Raw genomic sequence first — 15,385 nt, 5'->3', positions numbered from 1 at the left:
CGCTACGCGGCCTGGCCGGCCGCGTACTCCCGGACGTAGCTGACAAGGCCGGCGACGTCCTCGGGTACGAGGCGACCGATCGCCCCGCTCGAATAGACGCTGACGATGATCCGGCCCTGCGGGTCGAGGACGAACCCGGTCGACTGCAGGTACACCGGGTCGTCGTTGACGAAGGCGCCCGTCGCCTCGGCGACCGCGCGCGCGTCGGCGCCGTACCCCACCGGGAACTCCAGGCCGTGCTTCGCGACCAGGTCCCTCGTGGTGGCCTCGTCGTCGACCGAAACCGCGACGACCTTGATGTCCGCCTCGGCGAGCTTGGCCAACGACCGCTGGAACGCCCGGAGCTGGGCGGTGCAGTACGGGCACCACGAGCCGCGGTAGAAGAGCACCACGCCGTAGTGACCGGCGAACGCGTCGGGAAGCGAGAGAGCGTCGGCGCCGGGCAACGACACCGGGAGCGTCGGAAACCGCTCACCAGGGTGCAGAAGGGCCATTTGCATCTCCTCCATCGGGTCACGCACGGCTCGGTACCGTGACGAGGGGTTGGTGTCGCCGCGCGGGTCCGGTCTTACCGGATGAGACGCCGGTCACGGTCACGGTCACGGTCGCGGGCGCACCGGCGCGCGATCCCGGTACCGCCCGTCCCACGGAATCGGATCCGGACCAGGAGCGTCGCCGGCCAGCTGGCTAGAGTTCGGTTCGTGGTACCGGCGGACCCGGCAGTGGACGAGCGGCAGGTCGAACCGGCGCGACCCGATCCGGAGTCGGCCGAGTGGCTGCGCGCGCTGCGCGGCGGCGGAGCGGAGCGGGAGGCGGCCCTGGAGCGGCTGCACGCCCTGCTGCTGCGCGTGGCCCGTGGCGAGGTCCGGCGGCGCGGCGGCCTCCTGGGCGCCCAGGGTCCGGAGCTCGACGACCTGGCGCACCAGGCCGCGGCCGACGCGGTGCTGGCGGTCCTCGACAAGATCGGGCAGTTCCGGGGCGAGAGCCGGTTCACCACCTGGGCGTACAAGTTCGCCGTCTTCGAGGTGTCGAACAAGCTCGGCCGGCACTTCTGGCGGCGCCCGACCGTACCGATGGAGACCGAGGACTGGGACCGGTTGCCCGACCGGTTCGGCGTGGACCCGGCCCGGCACTCCGAGTGGCGCGACCTGGCCGCGGCGCTGCGCAAGGCCGTGGACACGGAGCTGACCGCGCACCAGCGCCGGATCTTCGTGGCGCTCGTGCTCGACGGGGTACCGCTGGACGCCCTGGTCGTCCAGCTCGGGTCGAACCGCAACGCGATCTACAAGGCGATGTTCGACGCGAGACGTAAGCTCCGGGCCGCTCTGGTCGCCGACGGCTACCTGCACCACGACGTATCGGAGCGCCCATGAACGACTGGTCTGCCCTGGACCGCTTCCTGCACACCGACCCCCGCGACGTGGGCTGCGGTGAGGCGATGGAGATGCTCCACGTCTACGTCGAGCTGGCGGCCACCGACGCCGAAGCGGCGGAGCGCCGGTACCCGGGAATCGCCGCGCACCTGCGCGCCTGCGGCCCGTGCACCGAGGACTTCGAGGGGCTGCTCGCGGTGGTACGCGAGTCGCCGCGCTGAAACCGCGCCCCGCGCCCCGGCGCGTCGGTCACCGTGCCGGACGCCGTCGGCGGGGAGGGCATCGTCGCCTCCTGAGCCGGCGGCGCGGGGCTTGACCGGGTCCGCCCGACCAAGCCCCGCGCCGCGCCGCCGACCTACGGGCGCTGCGGCAGCAGCCGTACGGCGTCGGCGATGACGTACCCGTTCGCGTCGTCGGACAACTCGACGGTGGCCGTACCGGCGGCGAACCGGAACTCGCCGAGCGCGACCCACTGGCCGCCCCGCGACTGCTGGTTCACCCGTACCGTCGTCGAACCGCCCGCGTGCTGCACCACGTACGGCGCGTTCGACGCCCGGTTGGGGTCGGCGGTGTACCAGACCGCGACCTGGTACACCCCCGCCGCCGGCACGGCGAGCTGCCACCGGGCCCGGGACGCGCCGCTGCCGGCCGGGCTGGTGGCGTAGTTCGTGCCGTAGTACCCGGCCACCCCGGAGGCGTTGGTGTTCCAGTCGGCGCCGGAGACGACCGCGAAGCCCGACCCGGCGTCGTCGGCCGCGCCGGCGTTGTCGGCGACCACGCCCTGGTAGACCAGGCGGACCGCGTCGGCGACGACGTAGCCGTCCGCGTCGCCGCTCAGCTCGACCGTGCCCGTGCCGGCGGTGAACGAGAAGTAGCCGAGCGGGACCCACTGCGAGCCCCGGCTGCGCTGGTCCACCCGTACCGTCGTCGAACCGCCCGCGTGGTTGACCACGTACGGCGCGTTGCTGGCCCGGTTGGTGTCGGCCGTGTACCAGGCCGAGACCTGGTACACCCCCGTTACCGGCACCTCCGGTTGCCAGCGCACCCGCGACCCACCGCTGCCCGCCGGGCTGGTGCGGTAGTTGTGTCCCCAGTAGCCGGTCACCCCGGTCGCCGGGTTCCAGGCCCCGGAGACCTGCGCGAAGCCGGCCGTGTCGTTGTCCGCGACCCGGCCGACCGGGCTGAGCCGCACCGCGTCGGCGACGACGACCCCGTTCGCGTCGTCGGACAGCTCGACCGTGGCGGTGTCCCCGGCGACGAACGCGTAGCTGCCGAGCACCACCCAGCGCGAACCCTCGGTCCGCTGGTTGACCCGGACCGTCGCCGCCCCGTCCGCGGAGCGCACCACATACGGCGCGTTGGTCGCCTGGTCGGCGGCCGCCGGGTACCAGACCGCCACCTCGTAGACGCCGGTCGCCGGTACGTCCGGCCGGAACCGCGCCACCGCGCCGCCGGTCCCGGCCGCCTTCTCGCGGTAGAACTGCCCGTAGTACCCGAGCGGCTCCTGCAGCTCGGTCCAGGCGCCGACCATCTCGAAGCTGGCCTGCCCGCCGTTGTCCGCGACGGCGACCGGGGCGTCCGCGGCGGGACCGCCCGAGGTCAGCAGCAGTTGGTCGGGGGCGACCACAAGACCGTTGCCGCGTCCCGGACCGACGACCGTGAACCGGATCCAGTGCGTGCCCGCCGTCAGCGCGACCGTGCCCAGCGGGTAGACCTGGTAGCCCGTGCCCGCGCCGGCCGTAGGGTCGACCCGGCCGTACGGCAGGTCCACCCCGTCGACGCCGGTACGCAGCTTCGCCCGGTCGCTCCCCCGCTGGTGGCGTACCGACACCTCGTAGCCGCCGGCGGTCGGGACCGTGAACGGCATCTCGACGTACGCGTCCTTCCCGGGGGCCGCGTACCGCACGACCTGGCCGCCCCGGGCGTCGGCCTCCGCGACGAGCTGCGGCGCGGCACTCGAGCCGGTACGCGCCTGCGCGGTCGCCAGCTCCTGCTCGGAACGGGTGAACCCCGGCCCGCCGGCCAGGCTGTCCCGCCCGTTCGTCAGCCACTCCAGGTCGAACCGGGCGGCCGAGATCCGGTCCGGGTAGCCACGCGAGACCCCGTCGCGGCCGTAGACCAGCAGGATCGCGCCGTCGCTGAGGACCGCGAGGTCCGAGTAGTACGACGGGCCGGGGTTGACCACCCGGCTGTACCGGTAGCTGGCGCCGTCGTCGTACGAGATCGAGACGGTCATGTTCTCCCGCGCCGCCGCGTCCGGCCGGCTGAGCAGCAGGCGGCCGACGCCGTTCCGGGTGAACCGGGTCATCCCGGCGTCCACGGAGACGAACGGCGCGATCGCGCCGTCGAAGACCGGGGCCGACCAGGTGGCCCCGCCGTCGGTGCTGACCGCCGTGGCGCGGTACCGCACCCCGCCGGAGCCCCACCGACCGTTGATCACCACCGCGCCGTCGTCGCGCTGGAAGACCCGGCTCTCGCCGATCGGGTAGCTCGCCGAGAAGATCGGGGTGCTGCGCCGCCAGGTCGCGCCGTGGTCGTCGCTGTAGAGCACGTCGTCGCCGTAGTTGGGCTCCCCACCGCCGCCGGCCTTGTGACCGACCGGCATCAGCAGCCGGCCGCCGGAGAGCTGGATGCCGTGTCCCGGCGTGGGGCTCCGGCTCGTCCAGCCGTTCGGGTTGGTGGCGTAGAGCGGGCTCAGGTTCACCGGAGCGCCCCAGGTCAGGCCGGCGTCGTCGGTGCGCTTCAGCCACATCGACGCGCCGCCGCCGCGCCAGAAGAGGAAGGCCGAGCCGGTCTCCTCGTCCGCCAGCAGCGACGGGCTGCCGATGCTGTCCGTGCCGGGCGGGGTGTCGTCGGCGACCACGACGACGCTGCCGGACCAGGTGCGCCCCCCGTCCACGCTGCGCCGCAGCAGCAGGTCCTTCTTGCTCCCGTCGCTGTCCGTGTAGCGCCCCTCGGTGACGGTGAGCACCACGTCCGCCGCGAGCGCGCCGCCGGTGCCGGGCACCGGCGTACCGGCGTGCAGCACGGCGAGCGCCTGGACGTGCATCCGGGCGTACCGGTCGCCGGTGTCGGTCGCGTCCCACAGCTCGGTCTCGGCGAACGAGCCGGTCGCCGCGGCCGCGCCGGTCGCCGGTGCGGCGGCGGCGGGCGCGGTCGTGCCGGCCACCGCCGGCGCGGCCGGTGCGGCCAGCGCCGCCGCGGCGACCAGGCCGGGTACGAGCGCCGCGCGGTACGTACGGCCCGATCTTCGAAGAGACATCCCCGTTACTCCGCTCACGTTGGACGGTCGGCCCGGACCTCGCCGGGCTGCGGGCGGTCCCGGTCCCGCCGCAGCGGTCCCTGTCGCGCCGTGGCGCAGCCTCGCCCGGGCGCCATGACATTTCCTTGCCGCACCGTAGGCCGCGTTAACAAGGACTGGCCGGCCGGCGGCGACCGGGGAACCGGCATCGCGGGTAGCCTGTCGCGCGTGGAGTTCCGGCTGCTGGGCTCGGTGGAAATCCGCTCCGCGGCGGGCGAGGTCGTCCGGCTGAACCGGCGCCAGGAGCGGCTCGCCCTCGCCGTCCTGCTCCTCGAACCACGCCGGGTCGTCACCGCCGAGCGGCTCGTCACCCTGCTCTGGGACCAGGATCCGCCGCCGGCCGCCAGGACCATCCTGCAGAGCCTGATGTCGCGGGTGCGGGCCGCGCTGGCCGTGGCGGCCGGCGACGTCCACCAACCGGCCCGGCTGCTCGCCCGCGGCGGCGGGTACCTGCTCCAGGTGCAGCCGGAGTCGATCGACCTGCACCGGTTCCGCCGGCTGGTCGACGAGGCGCGGGCGGTCGAGGATCCGGACCTGCGGTCGGCCCGGCTGGCCGAGGCGCTGGACCTGTGGCGGGGGCCCGCGCTCGCCGACGCCGCGAGCGGTGCCACCCGGGAACGCCTCTGCGGCAGCCTGGAGGAGCTGCGGTTCGCCGCGATCTCGGACCGGATCGACGCCGAACTCGCCGCCGGGCGGCATCCGGAGCTGATCGCCGAGCTGTTCCGGCTGACCGACGAACACCCGCTGCGGGAGCGGCTGCACGCCCAGTTGATAACGGCGCTCGACCGCTGCGGCCGCCGGGCCGAGGCGCTCGACGCGTACCAGCGGGCCCGGCGGTTGCTCATCGCCGAACTCGGCCTGGACCCCGGGCCGCAGCTGCGCGCGCTGGAGGCGTCCATCATCGCCGAGGCCGTGCCGGCCGTCGCGGCGCCCGTCGTACCGGCGCAACTGCCGCCGGACCTCGCCGGCTTCGTCGGCCGCGCCGGGTACCTGGACCAGCTCGACACGCTCGGGACGGCGGAGTTCACCGGGGTGGCCACGGGCATCTGCGTGATCACCGGTACGGCCGGGGTGGGCAAGACGACCCTCGCCGTCCACTGGGCGCACCGGATCCGTACCCGCTTCCCGGACGGGCAGCTGTACGTGAACCTGCGCGGGGCGGACCCGGACGCGGCCGTGACGAGCCCCGCCGACGCGGTCGCCGCGTTCCTGACGGCGTTGGCCGTGCCACCGGAGCGGATCCCCGAGGCGCTGGACGCGCGGGTCGCCCTCTACCGGAGCCTCGTCGCGGACCGGCGGATCCTCGTCGTCCTCGACGACGCGTACGACGAGGCGCAGGTACGTCCGCTGCTGCCCAGCGCGGCCGGCTGCCTCGTGGTGGTGACCAGCCGCAACCGGCTCTCCGGCCTGGTGGCCCGGGAGGGCGCCCGGCCGGTGACGGTCGCCCTGCTGACCGCCGCCGAGGCGCACGAGCTGCTGGTCAGCCGCCTCGGCGTCGCGCGGGTCGCGGCCGAGCCGGACGCGGTACGCGAGATAGTCCGGCTCTGCGCCGGCCTGCCGCTCGCGCTCGTCGTCGTGGCCGCCCGGGCCGTGACCAACCCGGGTTTCGCGCTGGCCGCCGTCGCCGGGGAACTGCGCGCGGCCGGGGGCGGCCTGGACGCGTTCGACGGCGAGTCCCCGGCGTCCGGGGTACGGGCGGTCTTCTCCTGGTCGTACCGGACCCTGCGTCCGGACGCCGCCCGGCTGTTCCGGCTGCTCGGGCTGCATCCCGGCCCGGACCTCGCCGGTACCGCCGCGGCCAGCCTGGCCGGCCTACCGGTCGGGCGGGCGCGGTCGCTGCTGACCGCGCTGACCACCGTGCACCTGGTCACCGAGCTCTCGCCGGGCCGGTACGCCCTGCACGACCTGCTCCGCGCCTACGCCACCGAGCTGGCGCACGCGCACGACCCGGAGGCCGACCGCCGCGCCGCCCTGGGCCGGGTGCTCGACTACTACCTGCACACGGCCCGCGCCGCCGCCCGGGTGCTCTACCGCAGCCTGGACCCGATCGAGCTGGCCGAACCCGCCCCCGGCGTCACGGTCGAACAGCTGCCCGACCACGGGGCCGTGCTGGACTGGCTGACCGCGGAGCATCCGGCCCTGCTCGCCGCCCTGGACCACGCGGCCGGCCACGGCTTCGACCGGCACACCTGGCAGCTCGCCGGGACGCTGACCCCGTTCTTCCTGCGGATCGGCCGCTGGCGCCACGTGCTGCACCGGGCCGTGCTGGACACCGCGCACCGCGTCACGGACCCGGCGGGCCGGGGCCACATCCACCGCAGTCTCGCCGTCGGGCTGACGGGGCTGCGGCGCGGCGACGAGGCGTACGTGCATCTCCAGCGCGCCCTCGGCCTGTACCGGCAGGCCGGTGACCTCGTCCTGCAGGCCAACGCCCATCAGGGCCTGACCTGGGTACGCGAGCGGCAGGGCCGCTACCGCGAGGCGCTGCGGCACGCCGAGGAGTGCCTCGCGCTCTACCGGGCCGCCGGCGCCGAGGTACGGACGTTCCAGGCGCTGAACAACGTCGGCTGGTGCCACGCCCGCCTCGGCGACTACGCGCGGGCGCTCGTCTACTGCGAGATCGCGCTGGAGCGGGCCGTCGAGTCCGGCGACACCCACGGCCAGGGCGCGGCGTACGACAGTCTCGGCTACATCCACGGCGGTCTCGGCGACCGGCGGCGGGCGGTCGGCTACTACCGGCGGGCGCTCGACCTGTACCGGGCCGACGGCAGCCGGTACCTCGAAACCCGTACCCTCGACCACCTCGGCGACCTGCACCAGGCCGCGGGCGACCGGGAGGCCGCCCGGGCGGCGTGGACCGGGGCCGCGCAGATCCTGGACGAGCTCGGCCACCCGGACGCCGCCCAGGTACGGGCGAAGCTGGCCGGACCGCCGCTGGTCGACCCGCGACTCACGCCGGCACCGGGCTGAGCGGTGCCCGCCGCGACCGCGACGGGCACCCGCTCGGTCCGTCAGTGGACCAGCACCGGCGCGGCCGGACGCTGCTCGCCCTCGCCGCTCGGGTCCTGCGGCGCGGGCGGCGCCACGCGCTTGCGGGGCAGGAACGCGATCGGCACGAAGGTCGCCACGACCAGCGCGAAGCCGACCCAGAAGGTGGTCGCGAAGGAGTCGGCCACGAACGCCAGCCCGCGCTGGAGGATCGACGGGTCGATCGGCAGCTGGGCGCCGTGCTGGACGGCGATCGCCGCGCCGGCCTCGGTGACCGGCTCGCCGGTGCGCGGGTCGTTCAGGCCCGGGATCGGGGCCGAACCGTTCAGCTGGCTGGTGAGGATCACCGACATGATCGAGGCGCCGATCGAGCTGCCGATCTGTTGGAGGATGTTCACCAGCGTGGAGCCGCGGGCCGTCTCGTGGTTGGTCAGCGTCCGCAGCGCCGAGGTCATGATCGGCATCATGGTGCCGCCCATGCCGAGCCCCATCACGAACAGCGACCCGCAGAGCAGCAGGTACGAGGTGTCCGTACCGACCTGGGTGAAGGCGAAGAAGCCGACCGCGATGAGCGCCATCGCGAACGGTACGGTCCGGCCGACCGGGATCCGGTCCGCCAGGGTGCCGGCGATCGGCATGGTGAGCATCGCCCCGATCCCCTGCGGCGCCATCAGCAGGCCGGCGTGCAGGGTGGACTCGCCGCGGACCTGGAGGAAGTAGCTCGGGAAGAGCAGGCCGGCGCCCATGAACGCGATGATGAACACGAAGAGGGAGATCGACGCGATCCGCAGGTTGCGGTTGCCGAACAGCCGCAGGTCCAGCAGCGGGTGCCGCGGCTTGAACGAGTACACGACGAAGCTGACCAGCAGCACGGCGCCGACCAGCATGGTGGCCCAGACCTTGGTGGCGGTGATCGTACCGGTCTCCGGCAGCGACGAGACGCCGTAGAGGAAGAGCGCGAGACCCGGCGAGAGCATCAGCATGCCGACGAAGTCGAACGACTCGGACGGCTCGGGGTTGTCCTTCGGCAGCGCGAGCAGGGCGTACACGAGGGCGACGGCGCCGATCGGCACGTTGATCAGGAAGATCCAGTGCCAGCTCGCCGCCTCGATCAGCCAGCCGCCGAGGATCGGTCCGCCGATCGGACCGAGCAGCATCGGGATGCCGAGGACCGCCATCAGTCGGCCGATCCGCTCCGGTCCGGCGGCCCGCGTCATGATCGTCATACCGAGCGGCATGAGCATGCCACCGCCCAGGCCCTGTACGACCCGGTAGCCGATGAGCTGACCGATCGAGTCGGCCGTGGCGCAGAGCGCGGAGCCGAGCGTGAACAGCAGCAGGGCCAGCATGTAGAGCCGCTTCGTGCCGAACCGGTCGGCGGCCCAGCCGCTGAGCGGGATCACCGTGGCCAGCGCCAGGGTGTAGCCCGTCATCGTCCAGGCGACCTCGGCGTACGTGGCGTCGAACTCGGTCTGGAAGGTCGGCAGCGCGACGCTGACGACGGTGACGTCGAGAATTGACATGATCGCGCCGAGCACGACCACGCCGGCAATCTTGAGAACGGCGGCGTCGAGCTTGTTGGCCGCCGCGGCCGCTTGCGTGTTCACATGGCTCTCCAGGTCCAAGGGGGCCGGTGGGCGAAGTCGAACGCGTTGCGCATCGGATGGCGTAGGCCGCGCAGGGCGACGACCTTTCCCCGGTCGCCCCGTATCCTCCGGTTCCTCCGGTCGCCAGCCCGCGCGGTCAGCATCACAGGCAGTACGGAGCGGCCGGTCGGCTCCCCGCGAAAACGTGCGCTAGATCACCTGTTCGAATCCACACCGACCAGCCCGAACTCCGCCCGCCCGCGCAAAACAGACCGCGGGCCCCGGCGAGGACCCCGTCCGGCGAGCCTAGGAGTCCGGCGTGGTGGACGTCGGCGCCGCGGCGGTCGCGGCCGGCCGGGGGGTGAAGCGTACGGGCAGCGACTCCGGGCAGCGGATCCACGGCGTGACCTGGTGGGTCACCTGCTCCGGCGGGATCGCCAGGCGTACGCCGGGCAGCAGGTGAAGGGCGGTCTCCACCGCCGTACGGGTGATCAGGCGGGCGGGGATCCGCGCCGGGCAGGCGTGTGAGCCGGCGCCCCAGGCGAGGTGGGCGCGATTGCCGACCTCCGTCCACGGCTTCGTACCGTGCACCCGGGGGTCGGCGTTGGCGGCGGCGAAGCCGAGGATCAGCGGGTCGCCGCGGCGGATCGACTTCCCGTCCAGCGTCGTGTCGGCCAGCGCGAAGCGGGCCGGGATGTTCGCGCCGGGCGGATCCCGCCACAGCACCTCGTCCAGCGCGTCCTCCACGCCGAGGCGCCCACCGCGCAGGCGACCGGCGAACCTGGCGTCGGTGAGCATCAGCTGCAGCGCCTGCGCGATCCAGGCCTTGGTCATCTCGTACCCCGCGGCGAGCATCAGGACCATGGAGTGCTGGACCTCGACGTCGTTGCGCAGGTTGGCGTGCCGGGTGAGGAAGCTGGTGAGGTCGTCGCCGGGGGCGCCGCGCCGGTCCCGGATGAGATCGTTGATCAGCTGGTCGAACAGGCTGTTGCCCCGTTGGGCGTCCGCGCCCGAGCTGAACAGCTCCTGGAGGCCGACCCGCAACTCGTGCCCCTGGCTGAGGTCGAACCCGAACTGGCCGGCGACGGCCAGCAGCGGGATGGCCGCGGCGTAGTCGCCCACCAGATCGGCGGTACCGGCACCGGCGAAGCCGTCGATCAACCGCGCGCACAGGTCCGTCACCGAGCGGCGCATCCGGCGCTCGTCGATGGTGGCGATGCCGGCGTCGAGCGGTGCGCGCAGCCGGCGGTGCTTCTCGCCGTTGACGAACCAGGCGTTCTCGCGGGGAAACATCATCGGGCCCAGGCCCGAGTCCGGCGGCACGACCTTGTTCTGGTAGTCGCGCCAGTCGTTCGGGTCGATGGAGAAGAGCTGCTCCTGACGGAGGATCGTCAGCAGCTCCGGGTAGCCCAGGACGAGCCAGGCGTTCACCCCGGGTTCGAGCTCCACCGGTACGAGCTGGCCGTACTTCTCCCGCAGCTGTTGGTAGACCGGGTGCGGGTCCGGACTGGTGTTGATCGTCGTCAGCGGGATCAGGTCGGTGGCCTCGGCCAGCGAGGCGGGGGCGGAGTGGGTCACGAGAGCACCTTCTGCGTGGCGGAGAGGTCGACGGCGTGCTGGACGAGCGCGATCAGCGCACTCATCGACGAGGCGCCGTCGCGGGCGTCGCACTCGACGATCGGCGTTTCGGGCAGCAGGTCCAGCGCCTCACGCAGTTCGTCGGTGCTGTGCTGGGCCGTGTCGGGAAAGCGGTTGACCGCCACGATGAACGGCAGGCGGGTACTGCTCTCAAGCTGGTCGAACACCTCGAAGCTGGCCTCCAGGCGACCCGGTCGGGTGTCCACCAGGACCAGGACGCCGACGGCCCCCTCGGCCAGGCCCTCCCACAGGTCCCAGAACCGCCGCTGGCCGGGCGTACCGAAGAGGTACAACGCGATCCGCTCGTTGAGGGTGATCCGACCGAAGTCCATCGCGACCGTGGTGGTGTTCTTGGCCTCCAGGCCCGTCAGGTCGTCCACGCTCGCGCTGGCCTCGGTCATCACCTCCTCCGTGCGGAGCGGCTCGATCTCGCTGACCGAGCCGATCAACGTCGTCTTGCCGACGCCGAAGCCGCCCACGACGAGGACCTTCACCGACTTCGTGACGGTGTCGGGTAGATAGCGCTCAGAGGGCGCGGAGACCATTGAGTACCTCATGGAGTAGTTCGGGGGATGGCGGCCCGGAATCGGAGGGGCTGCCCGCCCGTGCCGTCAGATGGCCCGAGTCGACGAGGTCGCTGGCGAGCACGCGGACGACGCTCACCGGAAGACTCAACCGGGCGGCGGCCTCGATGACGGAGAGCAGTCCCGCGCACATGGTCACCAGGGCCCGCTCCTGCCGGCTCGCCGACGGGGGCAGCGGCACGTCCGGTCTGGTGGCCAGGAGCAGCGTGTCGACCTCGATGGTGTTACGGGTCGGGCGGGCTCGCCCCCTGGTCAGCACGTACGGACGCAGCGCCGTGTCCTGGTAGTTGTCGTCGGGGTCGACGTTGCCGCTCACGTCCGGATGTCCTGCCGAACCTCGCTAGCCAGTGCCCGTTCCCCGATCTTCTGCACCTGCGCCTGCATCTGCTGGGCGATCAGCGCCGGGTCCACCGTCGACTCGGTCACCACCGCGAGGTGTGAACCGGTCGCGGCCCTGCGTACGAACAGGAAACCACCGTCGAACTGGATCATCAGGTGCCGCAGCGCCCGGCTGTTCGAGCCGAACTCCATGCCCACGCTCCGCCCGAGCGACTGCAGGCCGGAACAGGCCGCGGCGAGTCGGTCGGCCACGTCCTTGCCGGTGCCTTCCGATCGCGCCGTCACCAGGCCGTCGGAGGAGAGCACCACGGCGTGCCGGACGTAGGGCACCGACACGACCTCGGTGAGCATCCAGTCCTGGTCTTTGGCCATCGTCATGTTGTCATCCCTTGTCATCTCTTCGGGTCCTGGTGGACCCCGTCCGCGTCACCGTCGGCGTCGCCGCCGAGGAAGGCGCTCATCCAGGACCCGGCCTGCTCCGGCGTCGGCTCGGCGGTGGGGCGGGCGTCGGCCGCCACCGCGGTGGCGGTACGGGCGGACCGGCCGCGCCGGGACTGCCGCCGCGGCAGGCCGCCGGACGTGGTGGATGCCTCGACGGGCGCGCCGGTACCGGCGTCCGCCTCGTCGTCCACCGGGGGGCGGACCGGCGGAGGGGCGGTGGCGGCGCCGACCGGTTCCGCCATCCGCACGTTCTCGGTGGGTATCAGTACGACCGCCCGCAGGCCGCCGTACGGCGACTCGCTCAGATCCGCCCGGAACCCGTGCCGGCGCACGTGGTGCCCGACGACCGCGAGACCCGTCTGCGGGATCTCGCCGAGGTCGCCGAGCCCGATCAACCGCCGCCCCGAGACCACCTCGCGGGCCTGCTCCAGCCGGTGCTCCTCCATGCCGATGCCGCCGTCGTCGATCTCGATGACCGCGCCGCGCTGCACCCTGCGTACCGTCACCGGCACGCTCGTCGCCGGCGGGGAGGACTGGGTGGCGTTGGCGAGCAGCTCCGCCACCAGGTGGATCACGGGCTCGACCACCTCGGCCGCCACCGCCACGTCCTGGTCCCCGGAGACCTCGACCCGCTCGTACGGGAGGATCCGCGCCGACGCGGCACGGACCACGTCCACCATCGCCAGCGGCTCCTGCCACTGCTGCCCCGGCCATTCACCACACAGCACGGCCAGGCTCTGCGCCTGGCGTGCCTGCTGGGCCGCCGCGTGGTCGACGCGCATGCTCGTCTCCACGACGTCGGGGAACTGCTGATGGCGCCCGGCCATCAGGGACACCTGCTCCTGGATCGAGTGGGCCGCCGTCTGTACGCGGCGGGAGAGCGCCACCACCGCGAGCCGCAGCGACTCCTCCCGCTCCCCCGCCTGTTCGGTCGCCCGGGTCGCCGCCGCGAGCACCTCGTCGAGCAGTTCGGCGACGGGTCCGTCCACGGCGGCCCGGTCGAGGGCGGGCGGTACCGGCGAGCCGTCCAGCGCGGCGGCCAGACGCACCCGTAGCAGGTGGTCGAGTTCCTTCTGCAGGCCGACGGAGCGCGCGGCGAGCTGGTCGTGCCACTCCGCTTCCCGTTGCCGCAGCCGCTCGTCGAACGAGGCCCGGTCCCGTTCGGTCTCCGCCTCCCGCCGGGCGGAGTCGACCAGCGCCGCCCCGAGCCGGTGGTGCGTCCTGGCCGCGAGCGCGAGCACGAGGCTCGTCGCCAGGGCCGCCCCGACGGCGACCGTCGCGGCGACCCAGTTCGTGCTCGTCACGGCCGCGGCGAGGGATGCCGCGACGGCGAGGCCGGCGAGTGCGAGCGTGGCGCGCCACGTCGAGCGCGCCTCCCGCACCCGCGCGTCAGGCGCTGTGGAACCCGGCATGTTGGCTACCTTTCCCCTGGGTGGACCCGCAGGGTGACGCTTCGAGGTCGTACGGGCAGCGCGACCGGGGGTAGACGCGGGTCGCGGGTGCCGGTCGAGCCGCGAGTCGGCGGAGGCCGCACACGGGCGCAGTCCTCCTGTCCACGATCGACGGCCGGATTGGCGTACGTTTTCCCATGATCGCGGCGCCAGGAGGGCGGCACTGGTGGCGGTTGCCCACGGGCTGACGTGGTACCTACCCGCAACGCGCGCCATAGACAGCCGCTAATATTTACATAGATGTCGGATTGGCGTGATTGGGCGCAGCAGATCATAATTACTGGTTCACACGCCGGCAATAGTCATCGGCGAGAATCCACGACACCTCCCCCAACCGGGTGAACGCCGGTCCGGACGGGCCCGGGCCGTGTCCTGCCGATCATTGCCGGCCCCGTCGGCAGGACACGGCCTAGGATGATCAGGTGCTACGCCGGTTGACCGCCACCCGCTACGTGACCCCGCTACGGGAGGGCGGCTCGCTGCCCGGCGTCGTGGAGGCGGACGACCTCGGCACGTACGTGCTGAAGTTCCGCGGTGCCGGTCAGGGGCCGAAGGCCCTGGTCGCCGAGGTGATCTCGGGTGAGCTGGCGCGACGGCTCGACCTTCCCGTACCGGAACTCGTCGTGGCCGACCTCGACCCGGTGGTGGCGCGCGCCGAACCCGACGAGGAGGTCCAGGAGCTGATCAAGGCGAGCGCGGGCGTCAACCTCGGCATGGACTTCCTGCCGGGGGCGCTGGGCTTCGACCCGGTGGTGCATCCGGTCGACCCCGGGCTCGCCTCGCGGGCGCTGGTCTTCGACGCGTTCGTGGAGAACGCGGACCGGAGCTGGCGCAACCCGAACCTGCTCGTCTGGCACGGCGGACTGTGGCTGATCGACCACGGCGCCACCCTGTACTTCCACCACGACTGGTCCCGGGCGGCGAACGTGGTGCACCGGCCGTACCGGTGGGACGACCACGTGCTGAAGCCGTACGCGACGGCGCTGGAGCAGGCCGGACCGGAGTTGGCCGCGCGGCTGACGCCGGCCCTGCTCGACGAGGCCATCGCGCTGGTGCCGGACGAGTGGCTCGACGATCCCGAGGCGGACCGGGAGGCGTACCGGAAGCACCTGACGGCGCGGGCCGCGGAGCCGGAGGCGTGGCTGCCATGAGGGTTCCCTACGAGTACGCGATCATCCAGGCGGTTCCGCGGATCGAGCGGGGCGAACTGATCAACGCCGGGGTGCTGCTCTACTGCCAGCGGCGGGACTTCCTGGCCGCGCGTACCCACCTGCACGAGGAGCGCCTGCTGGCGCTGGCCCCGGAGGCCGACGTGCCGGGGATCCGGGCCGCGTTGACGTCGTGGGAGACCACGTGCACGGGCAACGGCGCGTCGGCGGGCATGTCGCTCGGCGAGCGTTTCCGGTGGCTGGTCGCGCCGCGCAGCACCATCCTGCGGGCCGGGCCGGTGCACATGGGGCTCGCCGAGGACCCGGACGCCGAGCTGGACCGCCTGGCCGCGCTGCTCGTCCACTGACCGCCGGGCCGCGCTGCCGCCGGATTCCCTCCGGTCCGGCCCCGGTCAGCCGGTCCCGTCGCCGCTTCGCGCGGCCGTAGGGCCGCTGGTCGGGTGCGAGCCGTTCGAGGTGTCGCAGCTCATGGCATAACGGAGCCCCGAACGGGGCATGGGAGAGGCTCGTGTCGT

At 73.2% G+C, this 15,385-nt stretch carries 13 protein-coding genes; 5 read left to right on the top strand and 8 right to left on the bottom strand.

Features of this window, described 5'->3' with window-relative positions:
* Positions 1 to 2: 2 nt before the first annotated feature.
* Entirely contained in the window at positions 3 to 494 is a 492-nt protein-coding gene (locus tag AB0J86_RS18170; RefSeq protein WP_363858416.1) for a peroxiredoxin family protein, read from the bottom strand.
* A 207-nt stretch (positions 495 to 701) separates the two neighbouring features.
* Between AB0J86_RS18170 and AB0J86_RS18165 the strand changes: the two genes are divergently transcribed.
* Both AB0J86_RS18165 and AB0J86_RS18160 read left to right on the top strand, forming a co-directional pair.
* On the top strand, positions 702 to 1,373 hold the full coding sequence (locus AB0J86_RS18165) for a sigma-70 family RNA polymerase sigma factor (RefSeq protein WP_363858414.1): 672 nt from the start codon (positions 702 to 704) through the stop codon (positions 1,371 to 1,373).
* Positions 1,370 to 1,594, top strand: coding sequence for a hypothetical protein (locus AB0J86_RS18160; protein WP_363858412.1), 225 nt, complete (start codon positions 1,370 to 1,372; stop codon positions 1,592 to 1,594). Before AB0J86_RS18165 ends, AB0J86_RS18160 begins: the two co-directional genes overlap by 4 nt.
* Before the next feature lie 134 nt (positions 1,595 to 1,728).
* Here the strand turns inward: AB0J86_RS18160 and AB0J86_RS18155 are convergent, their stop codons facing one another.
* Entirely contained in the window at positions 1,729 to 4,635 is a 2,907-nt protein-coding gene (locus AB0J86_RS18155; protein ID WP_363858410.1) for an exo-alpha-sialidase, read from the bottom strand.
* Between the two features lie 207 nt (positions 4,636 to 4,842).
* On the opposite strand from AB0J86_RS18155, the gene AB0J86_RS18150 reads away from it, so the two are divergent.
* The gene (locus AB0J86_RS18150; protein ID WP_363858408.1) at positions 4,843 to 7,644 is read left to right on the top strand and encodes a BTAD domain-containing putative transcriptional regulator; all 2,802 of its coding nucleotides are present in this window, start codon (positions 4,843 to 4,845) and stop codon (positions 7,642 to 7,644) included.
* A gap of 41 nt (positions 7,645 to 7,685) precedes the next feature.
* Here the strand turns inward: AB0J86_RS18150 and AB0J86_RS18145 are convergent, their stop codons facing one another.
* From AB0J86_RS18145 to AB0J86_RS18120, 6 genes are all read right to left on the bottom strand, one after another.
* On the bottom strand, positions 7,686 to 9,269 hold the full coding sequence (locus tag AB0J86_RS18145; protein WP_363858407.1) for a DHA2 family efflux MFS transporter permease subunit: 1,584 nt from the start codon (positions 9,267 to 9,269) through the stop codon (positions 7,686 to 7,688).
* 285 nt (positions 9,270 to 9,554) lie between these two features.
* Positions 9,555 to 10,826 (bottom strand): cytochrome P450, encoded by a 1,272-nt coding sequence (locus AB0J86_RS18140; protein ID WP_363858405.1) that lies wholly within the window; start codon positions 10,824 to 10,826, stop codon positions 9,555 to 9,557.
* Positions 10,823 to 11,431: an ATP/GTP-binding protein gene (locus tag AB0J86_RS18135; protein WP_363858563.1), complete on the bottom strand. Its 609-nt coding sequence runs from the start codon at positions 11,429 to 11,431 to the stop codon at positions 10,823 to 10,825. Before AB0J86_RS18135 ends, AB0J86_RS18140 begins: the two co-directional genes overlap by 4 nt.
* A complete protein-coding gene (locus AB0J86_RS18130) occupies positions 11,412 to 11,786 on the bottom strand; it encodes a DUF742 domain-containing protein (protein ID WP_363858403.1) in 375 nt (124 codons plus the stop codon). Before AB0J86_RS18130 ends, AB0J86_RS18135 begins: the two co-directional genes overlap by 20 nt.
* Positions 11,783 to 12,187 (bottom strand): roadblock/LC7 domain-containing protein, encoded by a 405-nt coding sequence (locus AB0J86_RS18125; RefSeq protein ID WP_363858401.1) that lies wholly within the window; start codon positions 12,185 to 12,187, stop codon positions 11,783 to 11,785. The genes AB0J86_RS18130 and AB0J86_RS18125 overlap by 4 nt, the downstream gene beginning before the upstream one ends.
* Positions 12,188 to 12,201: 14 nt before the next feature.
* Positions 12,202 to 13,662 carry an ATP-binding protein gene (locus AB0J86_RS18120; protein WP_363858399.1) on the bottom strand — a complete coding sequence of 487 codons (1,461 nt, stop codon included), beginning with the start codon at positions 13,660 to 13,662 and terminating at the stop codon, positions 12,202 to 12,204.
* Between the two features lie 461 nt (positions 13,663 to 14,123).
* On the opposite strand from AB0J86_RS18120, the gene AB0J86_RS18115 reads away from it, so the two are divergent.
* Together AB0J86_RS18115 and AB0J86_RS18110 are read left to right on the top strand one after the other, a co-directional pair.
* Positions 14,124 to 14,852: a HipA family kinase gene (locus AB0J86_RS18115; protein ID WP_363858397.1), complete on the top strand. Its 729-nt coding sequence runs from the start codon at positions 14,124 to 14,126 to the stop codon at positions 14,850 to 14,852.
* Positions 14,849 to 15,217 carry a DUF3037 domain-containing protein gene (locus tag AB0J86_RS18110; protein ID WP_363858395.1) on the top strand — a complete coding sequence of 123 codons (369 nt, stop codon included), beginning with the start codon at positions 14,849 to 14,851 and terminating at the stop codon, positions 15,215 to 15,217. The genes AB0J86_RS18115 and AB0J86_RS18110 overlap by 4 nt, the downstream gene beginning before the upstream one ends.
* Positions 15,218 to 15,385: the final 168 nt, after the last annotated feature.

It is taken from the genome of Micromonospora sp. NPDC049559 (assembly GCF_040676675.1).
GTDB lineage: Bacteria > Actinomycetota > Actinomycetes > Mycobacteriales > Micromonosporaceae > JBFAPK01.
This window is presented reverse-complemented; position numbering and strand designations above follow the sequence as displayed.